The 25,389-nt window shown below is 38.7% G+C and carries 25 protein-coding genes; 11 read left to right on the forward strand and 14 right to left on the reverse strand.

Going from position 1 to position 25,389, the window contains the following annotated elements; genetic code table 11:
* Positions 1–16: 16 nt before the first annotated feature.
* The 3 genes from AC1PJ9_RS04365 (at position 17) to yccS (ending at position 4,174) form a co-directional block, all read left to right on the forward strand.
* Entirely contained in the window at positions 17–1,135 is a 1,119-nt protein-coding gene (locus tag AC1PJ9_RS04365) for an AI-2E family transporter (protein WP_311086506.1), read from the forward strand.
* A gap of 122 nt (positions 1,136–1,257) precedes the next feature.
* Positions 1,258–1,827 carry a superoxide dismutase [Cu-Zn] SodC gene (gene sodC, locus AC1PJ9_RS04370; protein ID WP_311086545.1) on the forward strand — a complete coding sequence of 190 codons (570 nt, stop codon included), beginning with the start codon at positions 1,258–1,260 and terminating at the stop codon, positions 1,825–1,827.
* Between the two features lie 196 nt (positions 1,828–2,023).
* A complete protein-coding gene (gene yccS / locus AC1PJ9_RS04375; protein WP_311086507.1) occupies positions 2,024–4,174 on the forward strand; it encodes a YccS family putative transporter in 2,151 nt (716 codons plus the stop codon).
* A gap of 37 nt (positions 4,175–4,211) precedes the next feature.
* Here yccS and craA read toward each other — a convergent pair whose 3' ends face one another.
* Together craA and AC1PJ9_RS04385 are read right to left on the reverse strand one after the other, a co-directional pair.
* Complete coding sequence (gene craA, locus AC1PJ9_RS04380; RefSeq protein ID WP_311086508.1) at positions 4,212–5,441, reverse strand: chloramphenicol efflux MFS transporter CraA; 1,230 nt, start codon at positions 5,439–5,441, stop codon at positions 4,212–4,214.
* Positions 5,442–5,809: 368 nt separating this feature from the next.
* Positions 5,810–6,175 carry a hypothetical protein gene (locus AC1PJ9_RS04385; protein WP_311086509.1) on the reverse strand — a complete coding sequence of 122 codons (366 nt, stop codon included), beginning with the start codon at positions 6,173–6,175 and terminating at the stop codon, positions 5,810–5,812.
* A gap of 221 nt (positions 6,176–6,396) precedes the next feature.
* Here AC1PJ9_RS04385 and AC1PJ9_RS04390 point away from each other — a divergent pair, with 221 nt between their 5' ends.
* Positions 6,397–6,984, forward strand: coding sequence for an NAD(P)H-dependent oxidoreductase (locus tag AC1PJ9_RS04390; protein WP_263614700.1), 588 nt, complete (start codon positions 6,397–6,399; stop codon positions 6,982–6,984).
* A 14-nt stretch (positions 6,985–6,998) separates the two neighbouring features.
* Entirely contained in the window at positions 6,999–7,313 is a 315-nt protein-coding gene (locus AC1PJ9_RS04395) for a putative quinol monooxygenase (RefSeq protein ID WP_311086510.1), read from the forward strand.
* Between the two features lie 45 nt (positions 7,314–7,358).
* Here the strand turns inward: AC1PJ9_RS04395 and AC1PJ9_RS04400 are convergent, their stop codons facing one another.
* On the reverse strand, positions 7,359–7,727 hold the full coding sequence (locus AC1PJ9_RS04400; RefSeq protein ID WP_017400479.1) for a hypothetical protein: 369 nt from the start codon (positions 7,725–7,727) through the stop codon (positions 7,359–7,361).
* A gap of 186 nt (positions 7,728–7,913) precedes the next feature.
* Here AC1PJ9_RS04400 and AC1PJ9_RS04405 point away from each other — a divergent pair, with 186 nt between their 5' ends.
* Positions 7,914–8,702, forward strand: coding sequence for a xanthine permease (locus AC1PJ9_RS04405; protein WP_311086511.1), 789 nt, complete (start codon positions 7,914–7,916; stop codon positions 8,700–8,702).
* Positions 8,703–8,768: 66 nt separating this feature from the next.
* Here the strand turns inward: AC1PJ9_RS04405 and AC1PJ9_RS04410 are convergent, their stop codons facing one another.
* Entirely contained in the window at positions 8,769–10,178 is a 1,410-nt protein-coding gene (locus AC1PJ9_RS04410; protein WP_311086512.1) for an FAD-binding oxidoreductase, read from the reverse strand.
* A 378-nt stretch (positions 10,179–10,556) separates the two neighbouring features.
* Here AC1PJ9_RS04410 and serA point away from each other — a divergent pair, with 378 nt between their 5' ends.
* The 3 genes from serA (at position 10,557) to AC1PJ9_RS04425 (ending at position 13,727) form a co-directional block, all read left to right on the forward strand.
* Positions 10,557–11,789 (forward strand): phosphoglycerate dehydrogenase, encoded by a 1,233-nt coding sequence (gene serA / locus AC1PJ9_RS04415; protein ID WP_004705258.1) that lies wholly within the window; start codon positions 10,557–10,559, stop codon positions 11,787–11,789.
* Positions 11,790–11,887: 98 nt separating this feature from the next.
* Positions 11,888–12,772 carry an EamA family transporter gene (locus AC1PJ9_RS04420; protein WP_311086513.1) on the forward strand — a complete coding sequence of 295 codons (885 nt, stop codon included), beginning with the start codon at positions 11,888–11,890 and terminating at the stop codon, positions 12,770–12,772.
* A 91-nt stretch (positions 12,773–12,863) separates the two neighbouring features.
* Positions 12,864–13,727, forward strand: coding sequence for an EamA family transporter (locus AC1PJ9_RS04425; protein ID WP_263614705.1), 864 nt, complete (start codon positions 12,864–12,866; stop codon positions 13,725–13,727).
* 7 nt (positions 13,728–13,734) lie between these two features.
* Here the strand turns inward: AC1PJ9_RS04425 and AC1PJ9_RS04430 are convergent, their stop codons facing one another.
* From AC1PJ9_RS04430 to truB, 3 genes are all read right to left on the reverse strand, one after another.
* Positions 13,735–14,178, reverse strand: coding sequence for a hemerythrin domain-containing protein (locus AC1PJ9_RS04430; RefSeq protein WP_311086514.1), 444 nt, complete (start codon positions 14,176–14,178; stop codon positions 13,735–13,737).
* A 213-nt stretch (positions 14,179–14,391) separates the two neighbouring features.
* Positions 14,392–15,168 carry a sulfite exporter TauE/SafE family protein gene (locus AC1PJ9_RS04435; RefSeq protein WP_263614707.1) on the reverse strand — a complete coding sequence of 259 codons (777 nt, stop codon included), beginning with the start codon at positions 15,166–15,168 and terminating at the stop codon, positions 14,392–14,394.
* 19 nt (positions 15,169–15,187) lie between these two features.
* A complete protein-coding gene (truB, locus tag AC1PJ9_RS04440) occupies positions 15,188–16,093 on the reverse strand; it encodes a tRNA pseudouridine(55) synthase TruB (protein ID WP_311086515.1) in 906 nt (301 codons plus the stop codon).
* Between the two features lie 153 nt (positions 16,094–16,246).
* On the opposite strand from truB, the gene AC1PJ9_RS04445 reads away from it, so the two are divergent.
* Together AC1PJ9_RS04445 and AC1PJ9_RS04450 are read left to right on the forward strand one after the other, a co-directional pair.
* Positions 16,247–17,281: a lipase secretion chaperone gene (locus AC1PJ9_RS04445; RefSeq protein ID WP_311086516.1), complete on the forward strand. Its 1,035-nt coding sequence runs from the start codon at positions 16,247–16,249 to the stop codon at positions 17,279–17,281.
* A gap of 114 nt (positions 17,282–17,395) precedes the next feature.
* Positions 17,396–18,337 carry a lipase family alpha/beta hydrolase gene (locus AC1PJ9_RS04450; protein WP_263614929.1) on the forward strand — a complete coding sequence of 314 codons (942 nt, stop codon included), beginning with the start codon at positions 17,396–17,398 and terminating at the stop codon, positions 18,335–18,337.
* A 51-nt stretch (positions 18,338–18,388) separates the two neighbouring features.
* Here the strand turns inward: AC1PJ9_RS04450 and rplS are convergent, their stop codons facing one another.
* From rplS to AC1PJ9_RS04485, 7 genes are all read right to left on the reverse strand, one after another.
* Complete coding sequence (gene rplS, locus AC1PJ9_RS04455) at positions 18,389–18,757, reverse strand: 50S ribosomal protein L19 (protein ID WP_002051668.1); 369 nt, start codon at positions 18,755–18,757, stop codon at positions 18,389–18,391.
* Positions 18,758–18,992: 235 nt separating this feature from the next.
* Positions 18,993–19,727 (reverse strand): tRNA (guanosine(37)-N1)-methyltransferase TrmD, encoded by a 735-nt coding sequence (trmD, locus tag AC1PJ9_RS04460; RefSeq protein WP_311086517.1) that lies wholly within the window; start codon positions 19,725–19,727, stop codon positions 18,993–18,995.
* A gap of 45 nt (positions 19,728–19,772) precedes the next feature.
* Positions 19,773–20,321 carry a ribosome maturation factor RimM gene (rimM, locus tag AC1PJ9_RS04465; RefSeq protein WP_311069787.1) on the reverse strand — a complete coding sequence of 183 codons (549 nt, stop codon included), beginning with the start codon at positions 20,319–20,321 and terminating at the stop codon, positions 19,773–19,775.
* 20 nt (positions 20,322–20,341) lie between these two features.
* The gene (gene rpsP, locus AC1PJ9_RS04470) at positions 20,342–20,593 is read right to left on the reverse strand and encodes a 30S ribosomal protein S16 (protein ID WP_000260334.1); all 252 of its coding nucleotides are present in this window, start codon (positions 20,591–20,593) and stop codon (positions 20,342–20,344) included.
* A 147-nt stretch (positions 20,594–20,740) separates the two neighbouring features.
* Positions 20,741–21,205 carry a type IV pilin protein gene (locus tag AC1PJ9_RS04475; protein WP_311086518.1) on the reverse strand — a complete coding sequence of 155 codons (465 nt, stop codon included), beginning with the start codon at positions 21,203–21,205 and terminating at the stop codon, positions 20,741–20,743.
* Entirely contained in the window at positions 21,199–21,675 is a 477-nt protein-coding gene (locus AC1PJ9_RS04480; protein ID WP_311086519.1) for a type IV pilin protein, read from the reverse strand. Before AC1PJ9_RS04480 ends, AC1PJ9_RS04475 begins: the two co-directional genes overlap by 7 nt.
* A 13-nt stretch (positions 21,676–21,688) precedes the next feature.
* Positions 21,689–25,372 carry a pilus assembly protein gene (locus AC1PJ9_RS04485; RefSeq protein ID WP_311086520.1) on the reverse strand — a complete coding sequence of 1,228 codons (3,684 nt, stop codon included), beginning with the start codon at positions 25,370–25,372 and terminating at the stop codon, positions 21,689–21,691.
* Between the last annotated feature and the right edge of the window lie 17 nt (positions 25,373–25,389).

The raw sequence follows: 25,389 nt of genomic DNA on the forward strand, positions 1-25,389 counted from the left end.
TAGAGAATTTTTGTTCGTGCATCAATACGCTCCTACTTTACAGCGCGTTTTATTGTTTGGGCTGTTTTTTATCCTGATGTTTTTAGGATTTAACATCCTGAAGTACTTTATTGTACCTGTAGTTTGGGCTGCTATTATTGCCTACATGACTTGGCCTATTTATTTAAGAATCCAGCGCTTTTTTGGAGAAAATCGTAATAATTTAAATGCTACAGTCATGATTAGCATAGTCATTTTAGTTGTTGGTGTTCCCCTTATATGCGCTATTTTTATTTTGCAACATGAAGGCCGCAACCTCTATCTTGATTTACAGCGCCAAGTTTTTTCTGGTCATTTAAGTGTTCCTGATTTCATTAGAAATCTTCCTTTTATTGGTAAAGAAATAACTAGAACACTAAACGATATAAACACTGACCCTAACAGCACGATTCAAAGTATTGCAGCTTGGGTACAAAGCCATTTAAGTTATGGGCGAGTGTTACTCAATGAAATTAGTAAAAATATCGTCAAACTGGGTTTTGCAATTTTAACGCTTTTCTTCTTTTATCGTGATGGTCACAACATCTTAACTCAAGTAAGTAAAGCCTTAGAAATGGTGATTGGCCTACGTATTCACCATTATCTAGATACAATTTCAGAAACAACGCGTGCTGTTGTCTATGGTGTGGGTTTAACTGCAATTGCTCAAGCAGTCCTTGCTGGATTAAGTTATTTCGTAGCAGGTGTACCCAATCCGATGGTACTCACGATTGCGACGTTCTTATTAGCACTCATTCCTTTCGGCACCCCTGTCTCCTATTTGGGCGTTGGTCTATGGTTGTTCTCTCAAGGACAAACCATGGAAGCCATTGGCGTAGTTTTATGGGGTGTTCTGATTGTAAGTAGTTCGGACAATGTGATTCGCCCTCTTGTGATCTCTGGTGCAACCCAAATTCCGTTTTTACTCATTATGTTTGGTGTATTGGGCGGTATTGCGAGTTTTGGTTTAGTTGGTTTATTTATTGGCCCTGTTATTTTAGCTGTTTTATTAGCGATTTGGCGTGAATGGCTTCATGAAACAATTGATCCTGAACCAATGCCAAAAACAACCATGATTTATGATTCGGATGATGATTTACCACCATCTAAAAATTAAGCCAATGATTTAAAAATGTTTCAGGATACAAAGTGACTATTTAAATTAACTTGTAGGGTTTACACGCCTTTGCTTGAATAAAAAAATCAGATTTATATCTATAAGGACATCTAATAATGCCAATATTAAATAAAATGAGTGCAGTATGTGCACTCACAGCTTTATTAACAGTCGGTTGTAGCACGGTCAGCAAAACAGTATCGGAAACGACTCATGCATTAACAACGATGCATACCAAAAAAGTAGTCGATGTGAATGAAGTAACAGCCAATGGGATTGGTAAAAAAATCGGGACAATTAGCTTTCAAGACAGTGATAAAGGCCTGATTATTACCCCTGCTTTAGCAGATTTACCAAGCGGTACTCGCGGTTTCCATATTCATGAAAATGCATCGTGCGACCCTGCTGTTAAAGATGGAAAACCAGGTGCTGCTTTAGCTGCAGGTAGTCACTATAACCCTAACCAAGCGCCACATCATGGTACGCCTACTACAGGACACCTAGGCGACTTACCAGCATTGGTTGTTGATAATAATGGTGTAGCTACCACCGCTGTTATTGCGCCACGTTTAAAACTTGCGGACATTCAAGGCCGTGCCATTATGATCCATGCTGGTGGGGACAACTATTCAGATTCTCCTCTACCTTTAGGCGGTGGTGGAGCACGAATTGCCTGTGGCGTAATTCAATAATTTGTCATTTTTTTAAATTGTGGGTATCTAAAAAAATATCCACAATTTTGCTATTTTATTAAGCAGTTTAGATCACTTAATTATTATAAAATCTTAAAAAATTAACTGACTTTTTTAGACAAAACGCATAATATTTTTCAAGTAATAAAAAATTAAATACCCCTTATCACGTATCCTCTCATTTAGAAAAAAAGCCGTGAATTATCTGACTCAACTATTCAATCGTTTTAAAGCGAATTCAATTTTAATTTACTGTCTGCAAATTTTAATTGTACTCACAGGCACAACTTTAGGCTTACTAGAGTTAGGTCATAACGAGCTCATCGTTCCTGTGACATTAGGTGCGATCGCCGCTGCACTTACCGATTTTGATGATCGCTTAAGCCTTCGATTACGTAACCTGCTCTATGTCTGCCTACTCTTTTTTACTGTCAGCACTATTCTTGGTTTTTTAGCACCGTATAAACTTTTATTTATTTTATATCTTTCAATTTCAAGTGCTTGTTTCATTTTATTGGGAGCCTTAGGCCAGCGCTACGCCACCATTTCTTTTGGTACGATTTTACTCTCGATTTACAGCATGTTTGGTTTAGGAGAATATGCTCACTGGTACCAACAGCCTACTTATTTTGTCTATGGCGCACTGTGGTACGGCTTAACATCTATTTTATTTTTTCTTTTAAAACCAACACTTCCTTTACAAGATAAACTTTCGCAAATTTTTGAAGAAATCTCTGCCTTACTTCAAGCTAAAGCACGTTTGTTCGACCCAGACAATAAAGAAAATGTTGAACAGCTTTTATTTGAATTATCACTCCAAAATACGCAAGTCGCGCAAAGCCTTAACCAAATACGCAGCTCTCTGCTGACTCGCCTTAAGGCATCACGAGTGAGTAATAAAAGTATTTACTGGTTAAACCTATACTTTTTTGCCCGCGATATACATGAGCAGGCTACCTCTAACTATCTACACTATGAACATATTCAACAAAACTTTAGCCGTAGTGATCTCATTTTTCGTTTTCAGAAAAATCTGCGTTTACAAGCCCAAGCATGCCATGATTTAGCGCAATGTATTTTACATAACCAGCAATATCAACCTTCTCAAGAAGGGCAAATCGTTTTAAACCATCTGGAAAGTTCTTTAAAAGACTGGATACAACAACATCCACAAAATTTTGAAGTTAAAAATTTAAAGCTGATTTTTAATAATCTAAAAGGCATGCATGAACAGTTTGAACAACTTCAATATGCTCAGCCGTTTAATGAAACACTGAGTCAAAACAAGCAGGATCACCTCAATTTACTTGATGATGATATTCAAGATTTTTCAGATCTTGTTTTAAAAATTCGCCAGCAACTGACACCACAATCGGCCCTGTTTAGACATGCAATACGAATTGCAGTCGTGTTTGCCGCGGGTTACATCATTTCATTATTACCTTTTGCCCAACACGGTTACTGGATTTTGCTCACCAGTTTATTTGTTTGCCAAATTACTTACTTTGCAACGAAAAGCCGTTTAAAACTCAGAACAATTGGAACCTTACTTGGCGTTTTATTTGGTATTCCCATTTTGTATTTTGTTCCAAGCATTGAAGGTCAGCTCATTCTCACCATTATTTGTGGAGTTAGCTTTTTCTACTTACGCCAGAAGAAATATGCACTTGCAACACTGATGGCAACCTTAATGGTATTGCTTATTTTCAACTTAAAAGGTGCAGGTTTCAGTATTATTTTACCTCGCCTAATCGACACCTTATTAGGCTGCTTTATTGCATGGCTTGCTGTTAACTTTATATGGCCAGACTGGAACTTCCGTAATATTCCAAACAATATTAAAAAAAGTAGCCAAGCCACACTGGATTATTTCAATGTAATTGTTGAGCAATACCAGCATGGTAAAAATCAGGACATTGAATATCGTAGAATTCGCCGTGCTGCACATAACGCACAAATTGAACTGTCGAATATGATTTCGAGTTTAAGTGCTGAGCCCAATCCCAAACCAGAGCTGATTCATTACGCCTTTCGTTATTTGGTTTATAGCCACAGCCAGTTGAGTTATGTCGCAGCATTAGGTAGCCAAAGACAAAAAATTGAGGATCAACAAGTATTACAGCTCTTACTGGATTGTCAGCAAATCCTTAACCAAAGTTTATTTGAACAAGCTTCTGTTGATTTTAATTTTCTTGAACAAACTTTGAAGCAAATACAAAGTCTAACAACTCATGAGCACTTTTCAGAAAGCTACACTCTTGTTTTAAAACAAATGAGTTTATTATTAGAAACCTTGCCTGAGTTATTAACCTTAAAAGGTAAACTTTTAGAACAAGAGATTAAGTAATATAAAAAAATACCGGAATATAAATTCCGGTATTTTTTTAATGTAAGTCTTGTGCAGCTCTTTTCTGCATTTCTCGTTTTAAAGCTAAACGTGGTTGAGTAAACCACAGTGCAATAAATGCAAAAGCAGATAACACGAAAGCCCATAAATGAAATTGAGTATAGAGATAACGCACCAACTCAATCATTGCAAAAAAGCTTGTCATCAATAACATTGAAACAGCGGCAGCCACAGTTCCTTTCGACACTTCAGATGACATCAGTGCAAAACGGTACAAGACTGAGAAACTAATGCCTTCACCAAAGCAAATGAGTGTCATACCCGTAAGCAAACAAGGAATTAAATAGGTTTGCCAGACAACACCTAATATTAAAATGAGAGTACCAGTGAGCATAATCGGTAAACCAATTAGGACTGTTTTACCTAAAGCCAAACGGTCAATAATTTTAATTAAAACAATATTACCTACAATCAAACCTAAAAATACTGGGAATTGAGCTAAGCCATATTGCACACTGGTTAGCTTGAGTTCATCGACCAAAATAATGGGCGATAACGCAATCCAAAGCATGAGGGGCATACCTACAAGCGGTAAGGCTAGCGTTAAACCAAGGAATTGCCGATTACTAAATACTTTTTTAAAGTCATCAAAAAGATAGCTAAAAGGCTGTTTGGTTACACTCACCTTCTGACTCGGCATTTGTTTCTTTAAGCCAATCCAACTCAGCAGTGCAAGTAAGGCAATTGCCACAAAGCCCCAGTGCCAAGACACATAATCAATTAAGAAGGCTCCAAGTACAGGTCCGAGCAAGGGTGCAAGCAATGAGATATTTGCCATCAGTGCCATGACTTTAATAGCATCACGCTCGGCAAAATTTTCCTGAATTGCCGCATATCCCACTGCTGAAATTACACTTAACCCAATACCTTGTAAAAAACGTAATGTCAGAAAGTATTCAATTTGCCTCGTTAATAAAATTAAAAAGCAACACAAGGCAAAAAATAAAACACCAGTTAAAAGAACTTTCTTACGACCTAATCGATCTGATAAAGGCCCAAGTAACCATGCAACAGATGCACCACCTAATAAATAAAATGACATTGAAGATGGTGCCCAAGTTGCACTCACACCAAAATCTTCAGTAATTGCCAACATGGCTGGCTGAATCAGGTCATTACCAATATAAACCGCAAATTCAAATAGCACTAAAGCTAAAGGAAACATCAACGTTGTACGGTTCAACGCTGTCGTTTGAATATTATTCATGAGTTGTACACTTCAAAATAGCGGCCAAAATGTCTCAACAACTACATATTGAAATAAATAATGTAGTCATGACGATGACAGTATGGTCAATCAATCTTTAGTTAAGTTGTTATATGCCGTGAGAGTGCATGTTTAGAATGTGAAACACCGTATTCACAAGGTGTCTAAGACAAGAAAAATGTATGACGTGAGATTCGGTAATTTTTACCATTTGGCTTAATTTCCGGATGACACAATATCACTTTTTATATTGATCAGCAATCGGACAGTTTCATCCATTTAAAATTCTATATTTTGCTTAGCATCAACTCATTTTTATATTGTGAATAACCTTGAAGTTATCCACATATTCAATAATGATTCAGGCTTTAAGGGCAAGGATTAATTTGAAAGTCTGTTGTTTCCTGCCCTTTTGTACATTGATAGCTTTGCTTTTTATTTACGATTTTCCAAATGGTCTGATCACGTTTTAATAAATATTCGGTACGTGTTTTTGATATAGCATCTTCACTAGGCACAGTCTGCAAAATCGTTACTTGTGCATTAGAGGCGTCATCCAAAGCATTCATTTGCTGTGAAATACTTAAATTACTCGCATTATTTAAAAGGTTGGGTTGATCGAGCAAAACAGCTTGTATCGGGCTATTGGCTTGGGGTGTAGGTGGCTTTGTATTCGGTGCACATGCACTCAGAATCAATAAATTACACATCATGAGTAAACCAGTTTTTTTCATACTCAACTCCACCACAACTTCACTTTGATGCTAAAGGCTAGAAACTATTTTTTCCGTTCAACTTTGTAAAGTGTTTATGTTTATAGTGAAAAATTTAATAATTGTTTAATGCATAATTCATGATTTTTAATCAATAATCTTTTTCCGATTACTACATTTTTCTCTAAGAGTAAGTTCACTAAAGTATGCATCAATTTAGGAATTTAATTAGAGTAACTCTCATGAGCAATATTTTAGTGATTAATGGCGCCAAACAATTTGCCCATTCAAATGGTGAATTAAATGACACTCTCACGGCATTGGCAACTGACCATCTCACTGAACTAGGCCATGAAGTTCAAGTGACTCGTGCAGATAGTGACTACAATGCAGAAGCCGAAGTAGAAAAATTCTTATGGGCCGATGTCGTGATTTATCAAATGCCAGGTTGGTGGATGGGTGCACCTTGGACTGTGAAAAAATATATTGATGATGTATTCACGACAGGTCACGGTTCACTTTATGCAAACGATGGCCGTAGCCGCTCTGATGCTTCAAAAAAATATGGTTCAGGTGGTTTAATTCATGACAAAAAATATATGCTGTCACTTACATGGAATGCACCGATGGAAGCATTTGATGATGCAGATCAATTCTTCCACGGCGTGGGCGTAGATGGCGTTTATTTACCATTTCACAAAGCTAACCAGTTCTTAGGCATGAGTACGCTTCCAACTTTTATTGTAAACGACGTGATTAAAATGCCTAATGTTGATAGTTATGTTGAAGAATATAAAGCACACTTAAATACTGTATTTGCAGCAGCTTAATCAGGAGAAAAACCATGCTTACCATTATTGCGGAAATTCGTACTCAATCGGGTGGACAGCATCGCCAGAACGTATTGGATGCATTTCAAAAAATCATTCCAACTGTTTTAGCAGAAGATGGTTGCCATGGTTATGAACCTTTAGTTGACCACAAATCAAATGCGAGCTTCCAGTCTCAAGAGCCTGACACGATTGTCATGCTAGAAAAATGGGAAAGTGTGGCTCATCTTGAAGCTCATTTAGCTACACCGCATATGCAAGCGCATCATGCAGCCGTTAAAGATGATGTCGTTGATGTCAAAATTAAAATTTTAGAAAGCGGTGTATAATTTAACGCATTAAAAAAGACGATATATTTATCGTCTTTTTTATTTTTAAGAGCAAAGTTGGGTTTGAAAACCTCTAGAGCCTTTTCCTCTCGCGCATTGATAGCTCTTTTGCTTATTTTGCAATTGCCACTTTTCATCAACCAGCTTAAATGAATATTCTGTTCGGATTGCAGAAACAGAATCATCCATTAAACCTGTTTGGATAACGGTAATACGGGAAACTGTTGGAGATTCTACTCGGTTAAATACTTGCTGAACTGAGGTATTATTGTGCTCTTTTACGATCTCAGGTTGAGCTTTAAGAACTTGTTGCATCGGGGTTTCGGAGCCCACAAAAGGAATTAATTTACTGGTCGTCGCACACCCAGTGAAAAGTCCAGCACAGAGCGCTGAAATTAAAAATAAACGTTGCATTTTTATCACCAAAAACAAAAGGCATAGCTTTATGATGCTATGCCTTTGTTGGTTACTCTGTAGAAACTATGTAGTTCTAAGGATAGCTACTCTTTTACAGATCAAATAATTGTTCTTACTCACTCAACTTTAACGACAATCGTTTGATAAAATTAATTTCTATTACACATAACAAATAGGATCATTATGCAACTGACGTATGCGGGGCAAGTTTTCTTAGTGGTCGTTGCAGTTTTGATGATTTGGTCATTTGTACTCACCAAGTTTTGGGTCAAGCGTTTAGCTAAAAATCGTAAAAGTAGTAAGTTTGAATTTGCTTATTTATTTGCCGTGGTTTTTAGTATTAGTGCTTTATTTTTCCCATTTACTTATTGGGTTTCTCAAGCAGTCTACGGCTTAGTAACCAAACCAACTTACGATGCAACTGTAGTGAGTTATACTTCTGAATGGGTAGATACTGAACGTACCGACTCAAATGGGCGTAAATATAAAACTAAAACACTCATGCATACTGCTCAGGTTCAATTTAAAGATAATCAAAACAGAACTCTAACTTTAGATAATTCAGTTCGCTCTGGTGATGTACCTATAGTTGGTGAACATATTACTGTTGTTTATGAATCAGGTGATCACACCGCACAAGAAAAGAGCTGGCGAACAATTCTATTGTTTGCAGCCGCTTTATTTATGCTGTTTATTTTAGGTTATGTGTTGCTCATGATTATTGCCTATAGTCTAAAGCGCGACATGGAACCCTACAAAACATTTGCTAGCACGTTAATTTTTAAAGTCACGCTTCCACTTGGAACAATGGCGATGTTTTCGATGTTGTCTTATTCTATTTTTGCCTATTTCTTTTTAGGTAATCCAAGGGATTTACCTGTGTGGGCCATTGGACTTTGTTTCTTTTTTGCTCTTAGTCTTTTACCGTTGATTTATCATATTCTGACGGGTTGGAAAGCGTACAAGAAATAGAGCTTTTAATAAAAAAGCGCATCTTTCGATACGCTTTTAACAGAGATTCTTTTATTCAATCAAGCATTAAAGATCAAATAATTTACCCGGATTCATAATGCCATTTGGGTCAAATACTTTTTTCAAAGCTTTCATATATTCAATTTCTTCAGGTGAACGTGAATATTCCAAATATGGCTTTTTAGTCATACCTACGCCATGCTCGGCAGAAATTGAACCATCGTATTTTTTCACGGTATCAAACACATATTTATTCACCACCTGACACTTCGCAAAAAACTCATCTTTGGTTAAGTTTTCAGGTTTTAAAATATTTAAGTGTAAGTTACCGTCACCGATATGACCGAACCAGCAAATTTCAAAGTCAGGATAGTTCTCTTGAACAATCGCATCAATCTCACGAATAAATGCAGGTACATGAGTAATTAATACTGAAATATCATTTTTATATGGAGTGAACGGCGCGATTGATTCAGAGATATCTTCACGTAAACGCCATAAACTTTCTACTTGGTCAAGGCTCTGGCTCATCACGCCATCAAGTACCCAACCTTGTTCCATACAATGCTCGAAGATTTCCATTGCTTTGTCGATAATCGGCTCGTATGGCGCTTCAAACTCAAGCAATACATAGAATGGACATTCAGTTTCAAATGGACGTTGTACATGACCATTGTTTAAGACTTTTTGCATTGCAAGCTCACCAAAGAACTCAAATGCTGTTAAGTCGATATCTTTTTGGAACGCATGTAATACAGGCATTACTGCATCAAAATCAGGAACACCTAAAACTAAAACTTGTAAGTTTTGTGGTTGACGCTCAAGTTTAATTTCTGCTTCAGTTACTAAACCTAAAGTACCTTCACCACCAATAAATAAATGCTGTAGCGCATAACCAGTAGCATTTTTAACCATGCCTTTGTTTAAACGTAAAATATCACCCTTACCAGTAACAACGGTTAAACCAAGTACCCAGTTACGTGTCATGCCGTATTTAATTACTTTAATACCGCCAGCATTGGTACCGATATTCCCGCCAATCTGGCTAGAACCTGCTGACGCAAAGTCCACTGGGTAATACATACCTTGTTCTTCTGCATAATTCTGCAATTGTTCAGTCACAACACCAGCTTGAACACGTACCATACGGTCTGCTGGGAAGAACTCAAGAATCTGGTTCATTTTGTCCATGCTAATGACAATTTCACCATTGGTTGCTACCGCACCTGCAGAGAGACCAGTACGACCGCCAGATGGTGTAATCGCAACATTAAACTGATTCGCAAGCTTCACAACAGCTTGAACTTGTTCAGTGGTCGATGGGAAAACGATGACCGATGGGTTCGGATTAAAATGCTTGGTATGATCTTTACCCCAGTTTTCGAGACTATCAGCATCAGTTTTAATACGGTTTTCACCGACGATTGCTGTTAATTGGGTGAGTAACTCAGGTGTTAAAGCGACTGGAGCATTCATCGTTTGCAGACCTAGCAAGAAGTAAACTATGGTGGGACTATGACTTCATATTTTCAAGGTTTTCACCTGAGCAAAGCCATAATGTTCAAGGAACTCCTATATTCTACATGTATCCGCACAAGCGATAAAGTTCAGAATAGAGATACTGTCAATACAAAACATGTTTAACGCGAATAAATGCGTTTTTATAAGGCTTCCAGATAAAAACATGCTTCTTTAATCTGCCAAGCATATTTTAAAACACTCGACAAGCCATAAACAGAAGTGATTAGACATAGATAAAATTGCCATAAGGCAATGGTATAAACGAAATATCTATAGCACCGCCCAATATGTTATTATACCGCCACCAAATTTGGCCTTTGTAGCGGAGCCGTAATGAGCCAACATCTTTCACTACCTAAAGATAAAATCCGTTTCCTTTTGTTAGAAGGCGTTCACCAAAACGCAGTCGATACTTTAAACGCTGCGGGTTACACCAATATTGACTATCGTAAAACTGCTCTTGAAGGCGAAGCGCTTAAAGAAGCAATTAAAGATGCTCACTTTATTGGTATTCGTTCGCGTACCCAATTGACTGAAGAAGTTTTCGAAGCTGCAAACAAATTGATCGCAGTAGGTTGTTTCTGTATCGGAACAAACCAAGTTGATCTTAAAGCAGCGATGGCACGTGGTATTCCTGTATTCAACGCACCGTATTCAAATACGCGTTCGGTTGCAGAGCTTGTACTTGCTGAAACAATTCTTCTTCTTCGCCGTGTTCCTGAAAAATCGGCGGCTTGTCATCGTGGTGGTTGGGACAAATCTGCTGTGGGTTCTTTCGAAACTCGTGGCAAAACTTTAGGTATTGTGGGTTACGGTTCCATCGGTTCTCAACTTTCAGTTCTTGCTGAAAGCATGGGTATGCATGTTATTTATTATGATGCAGTCACTAAGTTACCAATGGGTAATGCTCGCCAAGTTGGTTCTTTAGATGAACTTTTAGCAACTGCAGATGTTGTAACGTTGCATGTGCCAGATGTTCCGTCTACACGTAACTTCTTCACTAAAGAACAATTTGCGAAAATGAAAGAAGGCGCGATCTTCTTAAATGCTGCACGTGGTACATGTGTAGTGATTGAAGATTTAGCTGATGCAATCAAGTCTGGTCATATTGCTGGTGCAGCGGTTGACGTATTCCCTAAAGAACCAAAAGCAAATGGTGAAGAATTCCAATCTCCACTTCGCGGTTTAGACAACGTGATTTTAACTCCTCACGTTGGTGGTTCAACTATGGAAGCGCAAGCAAACATCGGTTTAGAAGTTGCAGAGAAATTCGTTGCTTACTCTGACAAGGGCATGACGCTTTCTGCGGTAAACTTCCCAGAAATCGCGTTACCATTAACTGCTGGTCAACACCGTTTATTACACATCCACAAAAACGTACCGGGTGTATTGTCTAAAATCAACAACTTGTTTGCTGAACAAGGCATCAACATTTCTGGTCAGTCACTCATGACTAAAGGTGACATCGGTTACCTTGTAATGGACGTTGACGCTTCTGCTTCTCACGAAGCTTTAGATATGTTGCATGAAGTTGAAGGTACAATTCGCGTGCGCGTATTGTTCTAATACGAACTGTAAATTTAAAAGCCACAGCAATGTCTGTGGCTTTTTTATGGGCATTTACATTATCATGTGAAAAGTATACCAATTGATCTAATAATAAAATGTCCACTTTAAGCCAGAAATCTCAACTACATGCTTTGGGTTTTCTTATTCTTGCCATGTTAAGCGTTCAAAGTAGCGCATCTTTAGCTAAAGTTTTGTTTGAGAGCTTTCCCGTTTTGACAGTGTCTGCAATGCGTTTATGTATTGGAGCATGTATTCTGGCTTTAATTTTTAAAATTTGGCGAATTAATTTTAATCAGGTTCGATGGAAAGCGATTTTGGCTTATGGCTTTGCTCTTGCAGGCATGAATGCCCTTTTCTATTTATCTCTTGAACGTTTGCCTATTGGTATTGCAGTCGCCTTTGAATTTATTGGTCCCTTAAGTGTGGCACTGTACCACGCACGCCAAAAATATGATTTTGTCTGGGTCACTTTTGCGATTCTTGGACTCATTTTATTATTTCCTTTTAATCAGGCTCATGGTCTGGACTGGGTTGGGGTTCTATTTGCAATGAGTGCGGGTGCATGTTGGGCGCTTTATATTATTGCCGGACAAAAACCCTCTGGTATTTCAGGCAATCATACTGTCTGTTTAGGTATGACAGTAGGTGCATGCATCTTATTACCTATTACCTTTTTTTCAAGCTCGATTGGTCAAGTGATAGAACTGCCTTATCTATTTTATTTTATTGGCTTAGCCATTTTGGCCAGTGCACTTCCCTTTTCTTTAGAAATGTTAGCACTACGCAGTTTAACCCCTCTAAGTTTTGGAACATTGATGAGCCTAGAACCCGCAGTTGCGGCACTTTCTGGTTTTATTTTCCTAGGGGAATATCTGTTATGGAACCAATGGTTGGCACTTGCAACCATTATTACTGCTTCTATCGGTTGTACCATAACCACCCAAAAAGCCCGCCAACAACGTGAAAAAACAGCTGGTTAACGCTATAAAATCTGCTGGTTGAAACGTAGTATTGGCTATAATTCACTACTATTATTTTTTTAAATATCAAATGAAGCGCTAAGGTATTTCCATGCAAAATCTTCCAATTATTGCTGTGCTGTATATGATTTTGTCGATGGTTTCATATCAAATCAGTGCTTCATTTGCCAAACAGCTTATCGCAGCTTTAGACCCACTTACCGTTACTATTTTAAGATTAAGTTTTGCGACTGTTATTGTTGCGGTCATGTTTCGTTCGTGGAAAATTTGGTCTCGATTACCCTATTTAAAATGGCGCGATTTATTAATGTATTGTGCATCTTTAGGGATAATGAATATTTTGTTTTATACGTCTCTTGGAAAATTACCTCAAGGGATTGCCGTAGGCTTAGAGTTCATTGGTCCATTAGGCCTAGCTCTACTGTCTATCAAACAAAAGAGTGACTATATTTGGGTAGCACTTGCTATGTTAGGTATTGCCCTGATGGTACCTTGGCAAGATTCAGCACAGCACCACTTTTCCTATGTTGGGGCAGCCTGTGCACTAGGTGCAGGACTGTGTTGGGCCTTCTATATTTATTTTGGGCAAAAAGTTGTAACTCAAAATATAGGGATGCACGCCTTAACAATTGGGATCGGTGTATCTGCACTTGCCTTATTGCCAATTGGGATTTGGCATAATGCTCCTGCATTACTTGAAACACAGTATTGGGGTAAAGCCCTACTTATTGCTGTTTTAGCCACAGCTATACCATATGCCCTCGACTTAATGGCACTCAAACAACTCAATAAATTAACTTACGGTACTCTAACGAGTTTGGCACCAGCATTAGCAGCATTAACGGGTTTCTTATTACTTCACGAAGAAATCAGCTTGCTGCAATGGGTGGCTTTGGCTTGCGTAATGCTAGCCTCTATTGGGGTTACTTTAAGAAGTACTAAAAAAGCTGCATAGGTTTACTTTACTGCGGCTTTTTATACTTTTTATATTCCTTTAAATATTTATTGCCGAGTGTCTCTTTTTCGCTGTCTTTAAGAATTTTTCCAGCTTGCTGGAAAAATTTATGTTCTTCTTCTTTTAAATGATGATGGACTTTTTCACTTAACTGTTTAGCAGTTGCTAACCAGCTCGGGCTGCTCATATCTGTTTTTTCAAGTTGTTCAACCAACTCATCCATTTCATGATGTTCAGCTAAGGCATGGCGAGTGATATCCAAACCGACATCATCAAACATCAAAGGAATATATAAATAACGATCTTCGGCAACTGAATGGGCATAAAGTTCATTTTTTAATGCATCAAATAATTCTTTTCGTTCTTCGGTTAAACCATGTGTCTGGATTAGTTGTTTAGAAAGGTTTCGTTGATTTTCATGGCTTTCTCTTAATGCTTCGAAAATATTCATTCTCTTCCTCATTTTTTAGCTAAAAAATCTTTTTTATTTCAAGGTTTATGATACGTTGAAATTTATATTGTTTACGTAGCTTAAAATGAGACTATTTTTTACACAGTTTTCTTTCTAGTAAATTTCTGTAATGATTTTTATATTTCTAATATTAAATGATACATAAAAAGTATGAACTGTCCGCGAGAGTCAGCTCATACTTTTAAACTGAATTTAGCCCGTCACAAAAATTTGATAACCTAAACGGCAAATCAAAATACTTACTAAAATTAAAAAGATAATACGAACAAAACCACTACCGTATTTGAGCGCAGTACGCACGCCAACAATAGAACCTATGACGTTTGCAGCCGCCATCATTAAACCAATATGCAAAATAGCGTGACCAGTCGGAATAAGAAAACTCAACGCTGCAAGGTTGGTCATGAAGTTACCGATTTTTGACAACGCTGAAGCATGTAAAAAGTCGACTTGTAAAAAACGAATAAAGAAAAAGATAAAGAAGCTACCCGTACCCGGTCCAAAAATACCGTCATAGAAACCAATCGCCAAACTACCAATACCTGCTAACACTAGCATTTTCGTAGTAATTTTTTGCTCAGTATGAACTTGTCCAAAGTTCTTTTTCACCAAGGTATAGATGGCTATTACGATCAGCATTACAAACACAAAAGGACGTAATACAGATTGAGGAATAAGCGATAAACATGCTGCACCAGCAAATGAGCTAATCAAAGCACAAATGGCAATGACTGCCAGAAGCTTCCATTGCAACTTCACTCTTTTTGCAAAAGTGTAAGCAGCCGATGCAGTACCAAAAATGGATGAGACCTTATTTGTACCAATCACCGTAGCAGTCTGCATGGTTGGAAAAGTGCTCATGATACCGGGAATCTGGATGAGTCCACCGCCACCAACAGCAGCATCAATTGCTCCCGCAGTAAACGCAAAAAAGATCAAACTAAGGATAACATCCCATTCCATGCCCATGCTCTATACTCTACATCTACTACAAATTTAAGATACGCTTAGGTACCAACCGTTTTTTATCAGTAATCTCAGCCAAACCTAAACAGCGCTCACCCGAAAAAACCAACACTTCTGCTTCTGCAGAATGATCAATATTGCTTTCTAAACCATTGCAAAAATATTTTTCCCGTCCTTCGGGAACCTGTATTTTTAAGAAATGATCAATTGGCGCATACACTGGTAGTAACAAAGCTTCTCTTTGCTCTTCCGTTAAGCTTTCTAAATATTCAATGGTGTAACTTGGGATTAATTCAAAATGCCCAGTTTGAATACGGTGAAGCATTGTCAAATGACCACCACAGCCAAGTGCTTCACCAATATCTTCACCTAACACACGAATATATGTTCCTTTAGAACAGGTTACATCCAGAGTGATACTATTTTCGGTAAACTCAATAAGCTCTAAAGCATAAATCGTAACTGGACGCGCTTCACGTTCAATCTCTATCCCTTTTCTGGCAAGCTCATATAATGGCTTACCCTCTTTTTTTAATGCCGAATACATCGGTGGAACTTGTTGAATATCACCTCTAAATTTTTCTAGAGTTTGCTCAATAAGCTCTTGGCTAAGAACAGGAACAGAACGTTCTTGTAAAATCTCGCCTTCTACATCGCCAGTTGTTGTAGTTTGTCCCAATCGAACAGTCGTTTGATAACGCTTTGTTGAGTCCAGCAAATAATGTGAAAACTTGGTCGCCTCTCCCAAACAGATAGGAAGTAAACCGGTCGCTAATGGATCTAATGCGCCAGTATGACCCGCCTTTTGGGCACGATACAGCCAACGCACTTTTTGCAAAGCGGCGTTTGAACTAAGCCCTAATGGTTTATTTAATAGAAATACACCACTGATATGGCGACGAGAAATTTTTTGATTTTTTGTCGTCATTTTTACTGGAACACAAAGCTAGAGAAAAGTGCCGACATGTTAGCAAATTCGACAAGATATTTTCACAATATTTAGGTGCCTTTTCACTTATTTTATGGCACATTAATGATCGAGTAAAAAAACAACAAATTAAAACTTAAGGAAGATATCTTTATGCAAAGGATGCAGAAAAAGATATGGTGGTGTGTGCTCGGATTTTTTATTTTGAGCCTCATTGCATGTGTATATTGGCTAAGCCCAGACTCAAAAAATACTTCACCTCGGCTCAATCAGGATGAGGCAAAAAGCTTAGCATCTACTCCTCAAACCACTTCAAACTCATCGTTAAGTGGAAATGCTTATTTAAGCCAAAGTCAACAAGATACCCAAGTTAACTGCCAGTTAAAAATTGATAGCTCTCAACATTTAGTTGTAAATAGTCAAACTCGGGACTGCTTTGAATATTTTATTACGCAGTATGGGGAATCCAATTTACAACAGGTTAAAACTCATTTTGATAAATTTATACAAGATCAGTATTTAGAACCAGCCCGTTCACAGATTATTGACTTGTGGACCCGTTATTTAAAATACCGCGAACAACTTGCACAAATTCAACCGCCTCAATCTAAACAGCAAGATCAAAGTTATTTTCAAAAGATCTTCAGTTCAATTCAAGATATCAGAAAACGTTACTTCTCTATCTCTGAAATCGAAGGACTCTTTTCAACAGAAGATATCTATCAGAACTACACGTTAGATCGTATGAAAATTTTAGAAGATTCATCTTTAAGCGAAATTGAAAAAGCTAAAAAATTGAAAGAACGCTTTGAGCAACTACCACAAGACTGGCAACAAAATCTGCAAGAACTATCAAAACTTGATGACTTGCATACGCTGACTAAACAAATTAAAGCGCGTAATGGCTCAGCAGAGGAACTTCGGCAAATGCGTACAGCACTTGTTGGAGCCGAGGCAACGCAAAGATTAGAAACTTTAGATACACAGCGTAATGCTTGGCAACAGCGGGTTACAGGCTACTTAAATCAACGTGATGAAGTGCTGCATAGCAACATGAGCGATAGCGCTAAAAATCAAGCGATTCAACAACTCCGCCAACAACAATTTAACTCATCACAGGAACAACTTCGTCTTCAAACTTTTGAAAAAGTCCATGATCAAGGAGGTGAACTACCATTTAACTACTAGGCTTTTCTATTTTGAAGTTAGCCGAACCTTATCCAGCAGTAAAAGCTGCTGCTCATACAAAATAAAAATAGTGAGTAAAAAATGAAAAGGAACTTAATATTTTTCTGTGCTGCAATGCTCTCAGGACTGAGTGTTTCAGCAACCCATGCCACAAATGCCGAGCAAGTAAAAAGCTCATTTGTCTATTCGAATTATGCCCAAACCAAATATCCATTAGTTTTTAACCATGGTATGGCAGGTTTTAGCAGAGTTGGAACAGATACGCTTGGTCTCGATTATTGGTATCAGATTCTTCCTGACCTTGCTCGTAACGGAGGAAATGTCTGGGCAACAAGGGTTTCACCGTTTAACTCAACCGAAGTTCGCGGAGAACAACTTGCCCAACAAGTAGAAGAAATTATTGCTATTACTGGAAAGCCTAAAGTCAACTTGATCGGACATAGTCACGGGGGACCAACAGTTCGCTATGTCGCTGGTATCATGCCAGAGAAAGTTGCTTCACTTACTACTATCGGAGCACCTCACAAAGGATCTCCAATGGCAGATGTCATCCTGAACGTTGAGGGTACTCCTCTGTCCGGACTGGCAACATTAGTAAACTGGTTTTCAGCAGCGATTACTTGGGCAGAGGGCCTAGATCCAACCAGTTATCCGCATGACTCTTTAGCGGGCGCTCATAGTCTATCAACTCAAGGCTCAGCACAGTTTAATGCACAATTTCCTATGGGTGTTCCGACCACTTCTTGTGGTGAGGGTGCTTATCAAGAGAAAGGTATTTATATGTATTCCTTCTCTGGCAATAAGGCACTGACCAACCCATTAGATCCATTTGATATTGCATTAACAGGCAGCAGTCTGGTTGTCGACCCATTTGGGGATAATGATGGTCTAGTTTCTAGATGTAGCGCTAAATTTGGTAAAACTATTCGCGATGATTACAACTGGAATCATTTAGATGAAGTTAATCAAATCATGGGGATACGTTCTATTTTTGCAGCAGATCCTGTTTCGGTTTACCGTCAACATGCGAATCGTTTAAAACTTCAAGGACTATAATTTTTAAACAAAAAAATGCGCCAAAAGGCGCATTTTTTACTCGGTATAAGCTTACGCTTTACGAGCTGGTAATTTTTCACGAATACGTGCAGCTTTACCAGACAAGTCACGGAGGTAGTAAAGTTTAGCACGACGAACGTCACCACGACGTTTCACTTCGATTTTAGCAACAACTGGTGAGTGAGTTTGGAATACACGCTCAACACCAACACCGCTAGAAATTTTACGTACTGTGAACGCAGAGTTCAAACCACGGTTTTTCTTAGCGATTACAACACCTTCAAATGCCTGAAGACGTTCACGGTCACCTTCTTTTACTTTAACTTGAACAACTACTGTATCACCAGGAGCAAATTCAGGAAGGTCAGTTTTTAACTGTGCATTTTCAACAGCTTGAACTAAAGGATGTTTACCACTCATTGTGGGAATCTCCATATGTGCGGAGTCAGAAGAGGTCTGATTTTCCGCTGGGGATAGAGGCTAAAGCGCATATCAACCCGTTTAACTTTCCCTTTACGACAACCGTAAAGAGCCTTAAGTACACATAAATCTATAAAGTAAAATAGACTTATGCTTCTAACTCGAAGCATTGCTTCTCGTCTTGTTGTAGAACTTTCGTTCCTGAGAATAACGGTTAAGAATTACCATCATTCTCTTATGTATCTTTGAGCCATTTCTTCTGCTGCTTAGTCAACTCTACTTTTTCTACCAACTCTGGTCGGCGTTCTAAAGTCCGTTGATATCGCTGCAAAAAGCGCCATTTTTCAATATTGGCATGGTGCCCTGATTTTAAAATTTCAGGAACATCCAACCCTTCAAACTGGTCTGGCTTAGTATATTGCGGACAATCCAGAAGACCATCTACAAAAGAATCCTGTATCGCTGATTGCTCATCTGACATTACATTCGGCAAACGGCGAATAATACTATCAAGCAACACCATGGCAGGTAGTTCACCGCCAGATAAAACATAATCCCCAATTGACCATTCCTGATCAACATAATGCTGGATTAAACGTTCATCGACACCTTCATAACGCCCACACAATACAATTAAGCCGTCATAATCAACAAACTGCTGTACTGCCTGTTCATTTAAAGTTTTGCCTTGTGGAGACATATACACCACAGGTACATGAACACACCCTGCTTGCGAAGCAAGTTGTTTGGCATGGTTAATTGCTTTTGCCAGCGGCTCAGCCATCATTACCATACCAGGACCACCACCAAATGGACGTTCATCCACTCTTCGGTAACTCCCTTCAGCAAAATCACGTGGATTAATACAAGTCACTTGCACAATGTCACGTTTTGCTGCGCGCCCGCTAATCCCGTAGGCTGTAATCGCTTCAAACATTTCAGGAAAAAGCGTAATGACTGCAAAAAACACCGCAGACTCCTCTATTTTCCTGCTGCGTTAATCCTCTAAAAAGGACTAATAATCTACGCCCCAATTGACGTAAATGCGACCAGCTTCAAGATCAACGCGTTGTACCACATCTTTATGCCAAGGAATCATGCGTTCTTCTGAATCAATGCTGTCTGGTGTAGCGCGTACAACCATCACATCATTAGCTCCAGTTTCAAACAACTCATGAATTTGCCCTAAATTAACTTCCTGTTCATCATCATCAAGTCCTAACACTGTTAAGCCTTTTAAATCTGACCAGTAGTACTCATCTACATCTGCTTTTGGCAGTTGAGATTTAGCAATCCAGATATTAGCGCCAACCAAGCTTTCCGCACCAGTGCGATCACTCACACCTTTTAAAGCGACAACTAGGCCTTTGCCATGTGGTTTCCAACGTTTTACATCTATTGTTTGCCAACCGGCCTTGGTCTCAATGTACCAAGGCAAGTAGTCAAACATGTTGCTCATAGGTTCTGTATTGGAATACACCCAGAGCCACCCATTCAATCCATAAGCTGAACGTAACTGTCCAATCTGAATACGATCTTCGGGAACATTCTGTGTTGGTGTCATGGGCTACCTACTACAAGAAATTATGCAGTAGCTTTTTTAGCTTGAGCAGCTAAAGAAGCAACACGTTCTGAAGGTTGAGCACCTTGAGAAACCCAGTGAGCAAAACGGTCTGCATCTAAACGAAGTTTTTCTGCTTGACCTTGTGCAGTTGGGTTAAAGAAACCGATACGCTCGATGAAACGACCATCACGTGCATTGCGGCTATCAGTCACAACGATTTGATAGAATGGACGTTTTTTTGCGCCGCCACGTGCTAAACGAATAACAACCATGATAAAAGCCTTATAATTCTTACGGATTATCCCTGCGCCGACCATCGGCAACACTTCAAACCCCTTTCATAGAGGGCGACATTCTACGTGATTTTCACCCTGAAAGAAAGATTAAATTTTGAGTTATCCGCAGTTTTGAATTTAAATTTATTTGCCATCCCAATTCGAAGTTGCAGAAGGTACGCAAGCTGTACCACTGTTAATATCGGTTCCCTTTGTCCAACAACGCTCACCCCGATAATTTAAGACGATATGCCCATCTCCAGATTGTGGAGTATTTGCAATCGGTGTTGCAGTCAATATCCATGTTTCTGCATTTAAAGCCCCTGCCGTCACTGGAGTCAAATTTACTGAATAAAGAGCTGTGCCTTGTATAGGATAAGATGATCCGACACCTAAGGCTGAAGCTGTTGCTCCACTAACTCTTAAATTAGCTATTTTATAACGCTGAATCTGCATGGAAAGCTGTTGCAGCGTAGCTTGCATTTCCACACGCTTGGTACGGCGGATATATTCTTGGTAAGAGGGGTAAGCTATAGCTGCTAAAATCGCAATAATTGCTACAGCAATCATTAACTCAATTAAGGTAAAACCCTTTATTTTATTTACCACGTCTCAGCTCCAGTGCCACAAGTTATATAAGTAACATTGCTAGTGGCTTTATTTTTACAACGTAATCCGTTACTACCAAACAAATAAGTAAAATTATTAGGATCGGAAGCCTCTGCTCGAATCACCCAGTTTTGCCCTAAAGCTGTAGGATCTGTTAAGGGTTTCGTTGTATCGTCACCATCGCGTACCGTTATTTTATATTTAATAGCACTACCAGTCGCTCCCATAGGCAAATTTACAGGTGATGTAGCACCCATAGAAAAGCCTTTGTAATTAAAATTTCTAGCTTTTTGACGAGCAAGTTGTACTGCGATCTGTTGCATTTGCTGCTGTGCACGCGAAGCATCAGCACGCAAAACATAGGCCTGATATGAAGGGATTGCTACTGCCGCAAAAATAGCAACAATCACGACCACAACCATTAGCTCAATAAGAGTGAAGCCCAAAGAATACGTGAATTTACGTTTCATCACCTATCCTTTCCTAACGGACATACCAGCGCTGTGGTATTAAACACATTTTGCTACTACTAGAGGCAATAATACCGCCGATAGTGGTGACACCACGGTTACCCATATTTACACAATAGTTCTTATTATTAGTACTTCCATTACCGTCACCGCCGCCACCGCCACCGCCACCGCCGCCGCCGCCGCTACCACCATCATCTACAACAGTAGTATCTTGAATACCCGCCCCTTGTGAACAACTTGTACCAGGCGCACACTGAACACTAACATTTTCAGCTGCTAGAGTAGATTGGCTACATTGTCCAAAAGGCATACAGAACTGATTTAAAAAGCTTTCGCCTTTTACTCCTGCTCCACAATCTCCAGACATACCTGCTTTTCCACCATCAAAAGTAGAAACAAACATACGATGATTTAATACGATTGGTGTTGAAAACACTTTAGCATCTTGAATATTGGTCGACTTAAATTGATAGAACCATCCACGGGTAGCAGAAAGTAAAGCGATTGCACCATTATCATATGTATTCCAATTTGAATTAGTAATTTCCCCCAATTGATTAGTATTTGTGATTGGAGTTTGATATACAAAATCAGCTTTATATAAATTTCTATCTGCTACATCTTTATCGTAAATATTATATACCGCATCATAATTATAACCTTGGCCCGAGGCATACTGAGCTAAGGGTTTACTACGATTACCACTACCAATAGAAACAACGGCAAACGTTGTGCCATTATAGTCATACACTGAAAATGCAGGCATTTCATAAAAACGTGGACTAGCAGCACCATTATTTAAATTCAATAATAATTGTGGAGGCTTAGCAAAGTTTGCATTTGTTGCCGCAGTGTTATCTAAATCTATACGGAATAGTTGACCACCTAAATCACCAAAATAAAGATGATCAATCAAACCATCACCATTTCGATCTTCGGTACGAATTTCACTTACTACGCTATATTTTAAATTATTGGATTGAGTATAAGCTTCGGCACCTTGAGCTGTAGTCGCTTTAGCACTAGCCCACCAAAGGAGCTTACCGTTATCAGCGTCAAACATATATACACCTGCACCTTGGCTAATGCTCGGGTTATAGGTATCACTTTCATAGCCTTCATCATAACCACCGCCAACAAACATTACTCGTTTACGTTCAGTAGTTTTACCATCGCTTTTCTTCCAATTTACCCAGCCAATACTCGGCTTAGACCAACTTTGGCCCATATTACTTAATGCAGCATAAGTAGTAGTTGTACCGTTATAATAGGTTTTCTGTTCATCAGGAGATATTTGGAACAGTAACTTTGGATTACTCATATCTTGCAAATTGAGTGCATAATAACTACGCCCTCCCATTCGCAAACCGCCATACACGATCTGCTTCCCTTCTTGAGAACCATAGCCTTTACCGACAGTGAGTCCTTTTCGACTACCATCTAATACATACTGAGTATAACTAGCCCAAGGTCCATCAATACCATAATATAATTGATCGACCCCTCCATTCATGGCATCGTTTTTCAAAAATGCTTCGGGTTGTTTCTCGATCATTTCATTTGGTACAAAGGTGAATACTTCTTTTCCGCCATTACTATCCACAGAAGTACTATCATTTTTACCAGCCTTAACTATATGTAAAAGCCCCTGTGTTGTGCCAAATAAGACATAGTCTTCACGATTTTGAGTATCAATTACGCCATTTGTATACGTAATTTGACCACTATTGGTAATTAATAGTGGTGAGGAATGCATTAACGCACCAATCTGTCTTAAAGAAGTGGACGGAGTAGCATTAAGAACTAAATGATCAGGATCCTTTGCTTGAGTCACAGTCATTGGATACCCAAGCAACGCCATTAAATAACCGCGTTTCCCATCAGTTTGGTACGTCGCATCTGTTAAATCGGATTTTTTAATTTGTCTTAGAGTTGTTGTGGTTGAACCGTCTGCACTTCGATTCGTCAAAAGATTACGATTCTCTTGTGTTGTTTGATTCATTGTTAGGAGTAACTGTGACCACGCTCCTCCTTTTAGAGTGTAGCTATTACTCCCAGGCGTATTGGAATCAGAATTATCATTTGTACTGTCATTATCGGTATAAGCCCAAAAGTCACGATTTGGCAGTATTTGTCCCTTTGTAGCAGTTGCTGTACTAATTAAAGTACTATTATCACGATCTTTTAAAATACCATTAACTACTGCATATTTTTTGAGATTACCCGCCCAAAGTTGATAGTTTTTATCTGGAGTCGGTTGGAACTGAGGAAAATAAGCCTGTTTTTGTAATACAGCAGGGTTAAGACTATCTTTAGGAATAGTAGGTGAACCTGTAGTTACTGCTGGAATCTCCGAACCTAAATCTCCAAGAAATGCATTTACACTATTTACAACGTCTTGAGAGCTTGAACCAGAATACCAACCACCACTTGCATTAACACCCCATTTCGCAGCTTCTTTTTGATTTGCTGATGCAGTAGAGTTGTTAATATTTGCCAAGTTGTCAGCTAGAGAAAGTGACCTATTAAAAGATGGAATAATATTAAAATCACTTCCAAAGCCAACAACAGCAGTCTTAATCTTTAAACCAACAGGGTTACTGCCATTGTTTAGTAAAAATTGTGAAAACTGTTGAATACAATTCCAGCCTGTATCGCTATCCGTACAAGCAAATGTTTTACCACTTAAAGCTTTCTTCATTAATCCTGATGCTGAAGAGTTTCCATTTGGATCACCATCAGTTAAAACATAAATACCTTGACCACTACACTGTGTAGTACTCCCTGTCATTTGTTTAGTAATACTATCGGGACGTACATAGCTCCCTCCACTGGTTGCACCTGTACCAGCATAGTTAAAACCACTATTACTTAGTCCTTGAGTGGTGGTACCCATTAAAGAAGCCGCTGCCTCTGCATAAGCATTAGCTGTCGGAGTACCACCTCTGGCACCAAGTTTTGCAATTTCTTCTATTAGTATTCTTCTTTGAGTTTTACCATTTACAACTGCATCTAAACGTCGAGCTGGAATACGGACCTGCCCCGTTAAATTGTCTGCAGCAGTCGGCTCACCAGCAGTATTAAATTGCGTTGGACGGGAGAAAGTCGTCAGACCAATTAATTTATCATCAGAAACAGGTAAGATTCCTTTACTAGTATTACCGTTAAGCAGATCAATCATGCCATCTTTTACACGAGTAATACGATCAGGATATTGAGTATTCGGACCAGCCTTATAGTAATAAGTACTATAATTTGAAGACATTGAGGTCAAACCACTAGTAGAAGGTGCACTCTTTAACTTAGTTGTACAATCACTTTGCGAACTCGAATTACCACAACTATACCAAGATGTCCCCGACTTCATATAATAGTAAGTTGGAGCAGTTGCAGTACAATAATAACGCTTATATTCTGCAATTCCATTACTCGACAACACATTGTTATAACCCGTCTGCACAACATTACTGGGGATATCACAGGCACTAGCATCATTTTGAAGCTGCGGATATCCCATAGAACCTGAAATATCCAATACAAACATTAAAGTAATATCACCAGCTTTTGCTTTTTGATAAATATCAATATCACTGGCCTGACTTACGCTACTCGCTACTAACCCAGTACATAAAGCAGCTACCGCACTTGTTAAAAGCTTTGGATGATATGAAAACTTTAAGTCTTTCTTATCCATTATTATTTTCCCCAATT

It is taken from the genome of Acinetobacter sp. 70_2, from assembly GCF_056736115.1.